The sequence below is a fragment of the Paenibacillus athensensis genome, assembly GCF_004514475.2.
GTDB lineage: Bacteria > Bacillota > Bacilli > Paenibacillales > NBRC-103111 > Paenibacillus_AL > Paenibacillus_AL athensensis.
Genome location: NZ_MYFO02000029.1, coordinates 1 through 1,311, shown reverse-complemented (window position 1 = coordinate 1,311; position 1,311 = coordinate 1). Strand labels below are relative to the sequence as shown.

General features: G+C 50.7%; 2 protein-coding genes. Both read left to right on the top strand.

Going from position 1 to position 1,311, the window contains the following annotated elements:
* Nucleotides 1-79 precede the first annotated feature (79 nt).
* A complete protein-coding gene (locus B5M42_RS24960) occupies nt 80-370 on the top strand; it encodes a transposase (protein ID WP_134757850.1) in 291 nt (96 codons plus the stop codon).
* A 23-nt stretch (nt 371-393) separates the two neighbouring features.
* A complete protein-coding gene (locus B5M42_RS24955; protein WP_134757848.1) occupies nt 394-1,254 on the top strand; it encodes an IS3 family transposase in 861 nt (286 codons plus the stop codon).
* Nucleotides 1,255-1,311 lie beyond the last annotated feature (57 nt).

Here is a 1,311-nt window from a genome sequence, read left to right as displayed (position 1 = left end):
TGGAGTGATACGATAAAAATGCAGTCGAAAAATACCCTCGTATGAAATAAAATGAAAGTTGACGAGGGGACGGGAGACAATGAATCGATACGACAAAGCATTCAAAGAAGAAGCCGTAAGATTGAGCGATGAGATGGGACCCAAGAAAGCTGCCGAGCAGCTAGGCGTATCCTACTATACGTTGCAAGAGTGGAGAAAGCGAAGAACCCTGCACGGAGACGGAGCGCATATCGGGAGCGGACGCGCTTATGCAGCTGCCGACAAGACAGCGCGTGAAATCGAATTAGAAAGAGAAATCGGTGAGCTGCGCCGCGCGAATGACATTCTCAAGGACGCCCTCGGTTTTTTCGCAAAAGACCGGAAGCGGTAAAGGCATGCCAGCTCTATACGTACATCCGTGAGCGACGGGATCGATGGACCGTCAAGGAGATGTGCGAAGTACTTGCGGTCAGCGAATCAGGCTATTACCGTAGCTTGAAGCCTACAACTAAACAGGTGCGGCAGCAACGCCTTCTGGTCCACATCAAAGCCATCATCGATGAGCATGAAGACAACCGGAATTACGGTGTCCGGCGTATTCTGCTGGCGCTGTCACAAATAGAGATCACGACCAGCTACAGCACGGTCTATCGAATCATGAAGCAGCACAGACTGCTCAGGAAAGCCAAACGTCATCCCAACGGTCTGACACGCGAGGATGCCACGGCCCAAAAGAGCGAGAACCTGATCTGTCGAGACTTCAGCGCCTCCGCACCCAACCAAAAGTGGCTATCGGATATCACCGAAGTCCCTTGTTCCGACGGCAAGCTCTATCTGTCGGCGGTACTGGACTGTTACAACGGAGAAATCGTGGGCCTTGCTATGGACGACAACATGCGCAAGGAACTCTGCATCCAAGCCTTCGAAAACGCCTGTCAAGCAAGAAACGCTCGCGGCATGATATTTCACAGTGATCGAGGCAGCCAATTTACAAGCTATGCATTCCGAGAGCATCTGGCTAAGCAGGATGCCATTCAGAGCATGAGCGGCACAGGGCGTTGTTATGATAACGCAAGGATGGAAAGCTTTTTTGCTACGCTAAAGAAAGAGAAGCTGTACAAGATCCGCACGGAGCGCTATCCGATGGCCGCGATGAAATCGATCATCTTCCGATATATTATGGTCTACTACAACAGGCGACGGATCTATACCTCTAATCCAGGTGGCTGGCCCCCCGCCATTTATCGCGAAAGAATGCTGTCAATGGCAGCGTAGAAACGAGATTTCTCTATGAGTGTGTTTTCAAACTGCACTTTTGTTGACAACTCCAAT